The 7,546-nt window shown below is 70.6% G+C and carries 8 protein-coding genes; 1 reads left to right on the forward strand and 7 read right to left on the reverse strand.

Annotated elements, in window-relative coordinates:
• The coding region (locus A9O63_RS17310) for a c-type cytochrome (protein ID WP_141703109.1) at positions 1-284 on the forward strand (284 nt) is incomplete at its 5' end.
• 25 nt (positions 285-309) lie between these two features.
• Here the strand turns inward: A9O63_RS17310 and A9O63_RS17315 are convergent.
• From A9O63_RS17315 to A9O63_RS17345, 7 genes are all read right to left on the reverse strand, one after another.
• On the reverse strand, positions 310-654 hold the full coding sequence (locus A9O63_RS17315) for a DUF4112 domain-containing protein (RefSeq protein ID WP_069333042.1): 345 nt from the start codon (positions 652-654) through the stop codon (positions 310-312).
• Positions 651-2,102: a phospholipase D-like domain-containing protein gene (locus tag A9O63_RS17320; RefSeq protein WP_069333043.1), complete on the reverse strand. Its 1,452-nt coding sequence runs from the start codon at positions 2,100-2,102 to the stop codon at positions 651-653. Before A9O63_RS17320 ends, A9O63_RS17315 begins: the two co-directional genes overlap by 4 nt.
• Positions 2,103-2,169: 67 nt before the next feature.
• On the reverse strand, positions 2,170-3,513 hold the full coding sequence (locus A9O63_RS17325) for a proton-conducting transporter transmembrane domain-containing protein (protein WP_069333044.1): 1,344 nt from the start codon (positions 3,511-3,513) through the stop codon (positions 2,170-2,172).
• A complete protein-coding gene (locus A9O63_RS17330; RefSeq protein WP_069333045.1) occupies positions 3,513-4,961 on the reverse strand; it encodes a complex I subunit 4 family protein in 1,449 nt (482 codons plus the stop codon). The genes A9O63_RS17325 and A9O63_RS17330 overlap by 1 nt, the downstream gene beginning before the upstream one ends.
• Positions 4,952-7,054, reverse strand: coding sequence for an NADH-quinone oxidoreductase subunit 5 family protein (locus A9O63_RS17335; protein ID WP_069333046.1), 2,103 nt, complete (start codon positions 7,052-7,054; stop codon positions 4,952-4,954). The genes A9O63_RS17330 and A9O63_RS17335 overlap by 10 nt, the downstream gene beginning before the upstream one ends.
• Position 7,055: 1 nt before the next feature.
• On the reverse strand, positions 7,056-7,364 hold the full coding sequence (locus A9O63_RS17340) for an NADH-quinone oxidoreductase subunit NuoK (protein ID WP_069333047.1): 309 nt from the start codon (positions 7,362-7,364) through the stop codon (positions 7,056-7,058).
• The coding region (locus A9O63_RS17345; protein WP_268874949.1) for an NADH-quinone oxidoreductase subunit J at positions 7,361-7,546 on the reverse strand (186 nt) is incomplete at its 5' end. The genes A9O63_RS17340 and A9O63_RS17345, both read right to left, overlap by 4 nt.

Consider the following 7,546-nt stretch of genomic DNA (forward strand, 5'->3'; position numbering starts at 1 on the left):
TGGCGCGGGGACGGGCTCTGGCAACGGCCCGAGCCGGGCTTCGGGACGTGCCGGCCTGCCAGTCCTGCCATGGCCCCGATGCCCTAGGGGGGCGCCCCGACACGCCGGCGCTCGCGGGGCAGTACCGCGCCTATCTCGAAGTGCAGCTCCGCCTCTGGCGCGACGGGGTGCGCGGCGGCGGGCCGCGGGCCCCGCTGATGACGGAGGCGGCAAAGCTTCTGAGCGATGCGGAGATCGTGGCCCTTGCGGCCTATTACGCCTCGCTTCCGCCGGACGCGCCCTGAACGGGCCTCTGCGCCGCGGGCAGCCTCAGCGCGTCTCCTCCAGATGCCGGCGGAGCAGGGCCATGTTTCGCAGGTTCGACTTGAAGGCCACATCGAAGAGCGTGCCGAGGAGCGGCACGCTGCCCCCCACAAAGTCGATCCCGCAGTTGGCCGCCATCCGCAGGATGACCGATCCGGGAAGGCCCAGCTTGTGCGCACGCCAGATCAGCCAAGCCGCAGGCAGCGCCGTCACCGCGTCGCCAAGGCCCGGCACGATGCTCGCAATCCCGTCCCAGCCGAAGCGGATGCCGAAGAGCCGGAAGCGCGCATCGAGGAGCCGTGCCAGACGGTCGAGCCGCTCGAGCTCGCGTTGCCACTCGGCGGGGGTCATGTCGCGCGTCCAAGGCCGGCCCAGCCGCGGCGCCTGCCCCAGAAGTGGGACACGCGCTCGGGGTCGAGCAGGTCATTGTCGGCGATCACGTTCTCGCCGATCGGGCCCAGATCCTGCGGCTCGAGCGGCCGCAGCGACCGTCCCGGTCCCCGCAGGGATTCGATGGCCGCGATCAGCGAACCCTTGGCTCTCAGCACGTCCTGAAAGGTGGGAAGCGGCACGCCCAGATGCTCCGAGATCAGGTCGTCGCGCAGGAGCGTGATCCGCTCCTGCAGGCCGCTCTCGTCGGGGCCTGCCTCGACCGAGAGGTCGCATTCCGTGTCGAACCCCATCGAGCGGTTGTTGAGGTTCGAAGAGCCGACCTTCAGCAGATGTTCGTCCATCACCAGCACCTTGGCATGGACATAGATCGGCTGCCCCTTCAGCGTCACCGGATGGTAGATGCGGAACCGGTCGTAACGGTCGGCCTCGGCGATCTCTTTCAGCAGCTTGGCGCGGGCGGCCCCCATCACCGTCTCCTCCAGCCAGCCGCTCGCCGTCAGGGGATTGACCACCACGATCTCGGGCCCCTCGGGCTCGCGCAGCCGCGCGGCGATGGCATCCGCGATCCGGCGCGAGGCGAAATACTGGCTTTCGATATAGATCGAGCGCTCGGCCCGGGCGATGATCTCGAGATAGAGCTTCTCGATCTCGTGGACGCCCTGACGCTCGCCATATTCGGGCAGGGTGCGCGAGATGCCGATCTCCACCCCCTCGAAGAGGGGCTCGAGCCCCTTGAGCCAGCGCGTCTCGCAGGCGGGTGGCGGCTCGAGCCGCTCGCCGGTGGCCTGCTCCCAGCGGTCGCGCGTGATCTGGCCCAGGGCCGCCGCGGCAGGCCCGTTCACCGCGGTCGTCACATCGTGCCACGGGCCATAGGCCCGCCGCGTGGTGGGCCGGCGCCGGTGCGGGTCGTCGTCGAGATGGTCGCGCGTGTCCCAGCGGTCGGCGGTCATGTCGATGCCGCCGCAGAAGGCCAGCACATCGTCGATCACCACGATCTTCTGATGATGCACCGAAGCCAGCGGGTGGGCGCTGTCGAGGCGCAGCTTCATCCGCTCGTCCGTCAGCCAGTCCAGCACGAAGAGCGGGGTCGAGCCGCGTCCCAGCGCCTTCACGGTGCCGAGATCCCATTTCAGCACCCGGATCTCGAGTTCGGGCCGGTGGCGGACCACCCAGTTGAGAAAGCGGCCCAGCCGGTCCGGGCTCTTGCCGCGGGGTCCGCGCGGGTCGAGGCGGATCCGCGCATCGAAATCCCAGGCCACGAGCAGCACCGAATGGCGCGCCTCGAGGATGGCCTGCTTCACGCGGGCAAAATAGTCGGCGGCATCGATGATGACAGCCAGACGGTCGGCGCGCGCGAGGCGCCAACAGGTGTCTTCGGACCGGAGGATCGGCCGGTGTGGGCTCATGGTGCGGGCTCCCCTGACGCTTGCCGCCCCAATGACTATGGTCCACCCGCGGTTCCTGCCGGCCTTGTCAGCCGAGCGCCGTCCGCACGAGATCGAGAAGCAGATCGGGCCTCACCCCGAGGAGGAGGGTCACGCCGGTGGCGAGCGCGAGAAGCAGCCCGTCGGTCCAGCGGAGCGGGGCATGGGCCGGAGCCTCCACACGGCGGAAGATCAGCGCCACGAAGCGCAGGTAGTAGTAGGCCCCGAGGGCCGACCCCAGAAGCGCAAGCCCGAGGAGGAGCCAGGCCCGGGCCTCGATGAGAGCCGAGAAGATCGCATATTTGCCGAAGAATCCCGCCGAGACCGGCAGGCCCGCCAGCGAGACGAGCGCCACCGCCAGTGCGGCCCCGGCGAGCGGCCGGGACCAGACGAGGCCGCGCAGATCGCCGATGCGCGTCTCGCGCCCGAGGAGGGTCGCCACACAGAGCGCGGCCAGCAGCGCGGGCGCATAGGCGAGGATGTAGAAGCCCGCGGCCGCCGGAGCCGACGCCGCGCCCGCCCCCAGCGCCGCCGCGATGTAGCCCGCATGGGCCACCGAGGAATAGCCGAGCATCCGCGCCAGGCTGTCCTGCCGGAGGGCCGCGATGTTGCCGAGGAGCATCGAGGCACCGCCGAAGGCCGCGAGGCCGAGCGCCCAGACCTCGGGCAGGCCCACCGCATCGAGCCGGATCAGCGCCACCACCACCGCGATCTTCGAGGCGGCGCCCGCGAAGGCCGCCGCAGCGCCGGGCGCGCCGGTGAAGGCGTCCGGCGTCCACATGTGGAAGGGCACGAGGGCGAACTTGAAGGCGAGCCCTGCAAGGAGGAGTGCGGCGGCCAGCGCCAGAAGCACGCCCTCGCCGCCGAGGGCTGCGAGCGCGAGCGATCCCGTCGCGGCATGGGCGAGGGCGAGCCCCATCAGCAGCGTTGCGGCCGCCGCCGCGCCGAGGATCAGGAACTTGTAGCCCGCTTCGAGCGCGGGCCGGTCGAGCGGCAGGACGAAGAGCGCGACAAGGGCCAGCGTGATGAGCTCGAGCCCGAGGAAGAGGCTCGCCGCATGGATGGCGCCCGCGAGTACCGTGCCGCCGAGCGTGGCGAGGAGGAGAAGCGCCGGCCCCTCCTTCGAGGGACCTGCCGGACGCAGGAAGGCAAGGCTGCCCAGGCCCGCGAGGCAGATGCCGAGCCCCGCGAGCCGCGCCAGCCGGTCGTCGGCCAGCAGCTCCGAGAGGCTTGCGGGTGCACCGAGCCGCAGGGCGAGTGCGACGCTCGCGCAGACGAGCGCCGTTCCCGCGATCCAGCGCGAGAGGCCGGGCAGGCGGGGGGCGGCGAGCATCGCCGCCACCGCGCCGACGCCGAGCAGGATCACGGGCACAAGGGCAGGAAAGCTCGGCATCAGGGGACCGTCACCGGCGTGAGGGCCGCCTCGACCGCGCCCTCGAGCGCCCCCATCAGCATCTGCGGCAGCATCCCGAAGAGGAGCGTGGCCACGGCAAGCAGCACGATCGGCCCCATCTCGCGCAATGTCAGATCCTCGAGCGCCTCGGTCCGGCGCGACTTGCCGAACACCACCCGCTTGAAGAGCCGCGTGGCATAGACGACCGACACCACCAGCGAGATGAGCGTGATCGAGGCGAAGATCCAGTTCACCTGGAACATGCCGGTGATGACCAGCGCCTCGCCGAGGAAGTTCGCCGTCCCCGGCATGGCGAGCGCCGCCGAGAAGAAGACCGCGAAGGCCGCGGCAAAGCGGGGGGCGTTCTGCTGCAGCCCGCCCAGCTCGCGCAGGTCGCGCGTGCCGGTCCGGTCATAGAGCGCGCCGATCAGCAGGAACAGCGCCGAGGCCGAGAAGGCGTGCGCCACCATCTCGACGCCCGCCCCCATGAGCGAGAAATAGACCCCGCCGCAGATCCCCATGAGCACGATGCTCATGTGCGCGACGGACGTATAGGCCACCAGCCGCTTGGCGTCGGTCTGCCCGCAGGCCAGAAGCGCGCCATAGATCGAGCCGAAGGCGCCGAGCGCCAGCCCGAAGGGCGCGAGCGTGGCGAAGCCTTCGGGAAAGAGCATCGGCGGGAAGCGGAAGAGCCCGTAGGCCCCGGTCTTCAGCAGAAGCCCCGCGAGCAGGATCGAGCCCGCCGTGGGCGCCTGGGTATGCGCGTCGGGCAGCCAGGCATGGAGCGGCGGCACGGGCAGCTTCACGAGGAAGGCGCCGGCGAAGCCCAGGAGCAGCAGGACCTGCACCCCGTGCGGGATCTGGCGCTCGGCCACCTCGAAGGCGTCGAACGTGACCCTGTCGCCCGTGGCCCCGAGATAGAAGACCGCGGCCAGGAGCCCGAGCCCCGCCACCGCGTTGAAGACGAGGAACTTCAGCGCCGCCGCTTCGCGGTCGCCATGGCCCCAGACCGAGATCAGCAGGAAGGCCGGAACCAGCATCAGCTCCCAGAAGAAGGCGAAGACGAGAAGGTCGAACGAGAGGAACACCCCGTTCGAGGCCGCCACCGTCCAGAGCAGCGCCGCATTCAGAAGGCCCGGATATTCGGTGATCTTCCAGGAGACGACGACCGAGACGATCCCCAGCGCCAGCGACACCACGAGAAGCGCCCCCGAGAGCCCGTCCATGGCGAGGATCACCTGAACCCCCAGCGAGGGCGCCCAATCGTAGCGCTCGAGCGCGATCCAGCGCCCGTCGCCGGTCGAGAAGAAGCTCGAGATCAGGATCAGGAGCGCAAGGCCCAGAGCCAGGATCGCCACCCAGCGCTCGGCGTCCCGTCCCCAGCGCCCGGCGAAGAGCGCGGCGATCCCGCCGAAGAACGGCAGCAGGATGAGCGCGGTCAGTTCCATGTCGTACCCCATGCAATCACGAGAAGAGCGGCCGTTCCCAGGGCCGCACCGAGCGCATAATCGCGGCTCCGCCCCGTCTGAAGGGCCGAGGCCAGCACCCAGAGCCGCACCAGACGGTTGGCCGAGCGCATCCAGAACCGGTCGAACCGGTCATGCGCGAGCCGGGTGACCAGCGCCTGCATTCCCCTCTGGGCGAGGGTGACGGGCAGCGTGCCCACCGGATCGACGGTGCCGCCGCGGTGGCCGGTCAGCCAGCGGACGGTGTTCACGAAGGGGCGCACGAAGAGCGCCTGATAGATCCCGTCCATCCGTGCGCCGCGGCTCAGCCAGCGCACGATCTGCACATGGCGCAGCTCGAGCTCGGCCTCGGCCCGCGCGCCCATCCGGTTGCCCGCAAGGAAGCGGACGAGCCGGACATAGGGCTCGATCACCCAGCGCTGGAACTTGCGGTCGAGCCGCGTGGGCCGCCGCATGTCGCGCGCCCCCGCCACTGCCGCGGCGAGGGAGGGCACGAAGGTCAGCGCCGCCGCCGTCGCGATGCCCACGAAGGGCGCGAAGGCCGCGACCAGCTCGGGCAGGTGCGAGGGATGCGGCGGCTCCGCGCCGAGGAAGCGGATGATCGGCCCGACCAGCACGCCGCCCAGAAGCGAGCCCGAGGCCAGCATCACGAGCGGCAGGCCGATGAAGGCGCTACCCCAGCGCTTGCGGTAATGCAGGTCGAGGGCCACGGCATGGCCGCGGCGGGCCCGGCTCAGATGCTCGGGCTCGGGCTGGAGCGCCTCGAACACCGGGCGGAAGGCATAGATGGCGGTGCAGGTCGCGGTGAGAAGCGCCACGACCCAGACGAGGATGCCGAAGGCGCCGCCGCTCCAGGCGGTGGCGAGGATCGCCTCCTTCGACCACCAGCCTGCGGTCACGAAGGGCAGGCCCGCCAGAGACGAGGCGCCCGCCACATAGGTCACGAAGGCGATGGGCCGCCTGCGCAGCGCGCCGCGCATCGCCATCATGCTGGTGCCCAGATCCGAGCCGTGGGTGATGTCGCCCGCGGCGAGGAACAGGAGCGACTTGAACATCGCATGGACGACGAAATGGGCGATGGCCACCTGCGGGGCGCCGAGGCCCACGGCCAGCACCATGAAGCCGATCTGGCTGATCGAGGAATAGGCCAGAAGCCGCTTCACGTCGGCCTGGAAGATCGCCGAAAGCGCGCCGAAGGCCGCGGTGCCCACGCCGAAGATGGCGGCGATGGCCTGCACCGCGGGCTCGGACATGACGATGGGCGAGAAGCGCGCCAGCATGAAGGCGCCCGCCGCCACCATCGTGGCCGAGTGGAGCAGCGCCGAGACGGGCGTGGGCCCCGCCATGGCCGAGGGGAGCCAGGTGTGGAACGGCACCTGCGCCGACTTGCCGAGCGCCCCCGCGAGCAGCAGGAGCGCGATCACCACATGCCGGTCCTCGGTCATGATCGTGCCTGCGGGGATCAGCACGTCGAGCCGCACCGAATTGGCCTCGAGGAACAGCAGCAGAAGTCCCGCGAGCAGGAAGGCATCGGCGAAGCGGGTGATGATGAAGGCCTTGCGCCCCGCGGCCACCGCCTGCGGCAGGCCCGTGTTGTAGGCGATGAGGAAGAAGGAGCAGAGCCCCATCAGCTCCCAACCGAAGAAGAAGGTGATCGTGTCGCCCGCCAGCACCATGGTGAGCATGGCGGCGAGGAACAGGTTCATCAGCGCGAAGAAGCGGCGCAGGTCGGCGATGCGCGCATCCGACATGTAGTCGATGGCATAGGTCATCACCATGGCGCCCACCGCCGCGACCGTGAGGCCCACGAGCGTGCTCATCGGATCGAGCAGCAGCGCCAGCGCCACCTCGGACTGGCCGAAGACCAGCGTGAAGATCGGCATGACGCCCCGGCACTCGGTCCCGAGACAGAGGCCCAGCAGCGGCAGCATGGCGAAGAAGGGCGCGATGCCCCCCAGAAGCGCCAGCCCCTGCACCGCCTTGCGGCGCAGGAAGAACGGGTCGAGCCCGAGGATCAGGAACACCGCGAGCGGCGGCGCGGGCACGAGCAGGAGGAGGAGATAGGGGCTCAGCATGTCAGTGCTTCAGCCCCGCGATCGTGTCGCTGTCCTCGACATCCGCGCCCCGGCGCAGCGCCAGATAGAGCGCAAGTCCCAGCGCCACCTCGGCGGCGGCGAGGATGAGGATCAGGATGAACATCGCCTGTCCCTGCTGGCTGCCATGGAAGGCGCCGCCGGCGAGGAAGGCGAGGGCAGGGCCCGCCAGCATCATCTCGAGCGAGATGAGCTGGAACAGGATCGCCCGCCGGGCGAGAAGGCCGAAGAAGCCGGTGGCGAAGATCCCGCCCGCGAGCGCGAGGAGCAGGACGAGGGTGGTGGCGCTCATGGCTCCTCCCTCCGCCGCCCGAGATGGCGCGCGCCCATGAGCGCGGCCAGAAGGAGCCCCGAGGCCACTTCGACGGCCAGCGCCCAGGGGCCGAAGAGGATGGCGCCGAGCCCCGCGCCCGTGGCCGGAGCGGCCTCCGGCGCAGAGGCGCGGGCCAGAAGCCCCAGCACCAGCGGGGCCGC

The organism is Cereibacter johrii, from assembly GCF_001720585.1.
Taxonomy (GTDB): domain Bacteria; phylum Pseudomonadota; class Alphaproteobacteria; order Rhodobacterales; family Rhodobacteraceae; genus Cereibacter_A; species Cereibacter_A johrii.

Excerpts from the sequence above, each read along its gene's own strand:
- A9O63_RS17340 (WP_069333047.1), bottom strand. The coding sequence starts at position 7,364 with ATGAGCGCCACCACCCTCGTCCTGCTCCTCGCGCTCGCGGGCGGGATC.
- A9O63_RS17315 (WP_069333042.1), bottom strand. The coding sequence starts at position 654 with ATGACCCCCGCCGAGTGGCAACGCGAGCTCGAGCGGCTCGACCGTCTG.
- A9O63_RS17325 (WP_069333044.1), bottom strand. The coding sequence starts at position 3,513 with ATGCCGAGCTTTCCTGCCCTTGTGCCCGTGATCCTGCTCGGCGTCGGC.
- A9O63_RS17320 (WP_069333043.1), bottom strand. The coding sequence starts at position 2,102 with ATGAGCCCACACCGGCCGATCCTCCGGTCCGAAGACACCTGTTGGCGC.
- A9O63_RS17330 (WP_069333045.1), bottom strand. The coding sequence starts at position 4,961 with ATGGAACTGACCGCGCTCATCCTGCTGCCGTTCTTCGGCGGGATCGCC.
- A9O63_RS17335 (WP_069333046.1), bottom strand. The coding sequence starts at position 7,054 with ATGCTGAGCCCCTATCTCCTCCTCCTGCTCGTGCCCGCGCCGCCGCTC.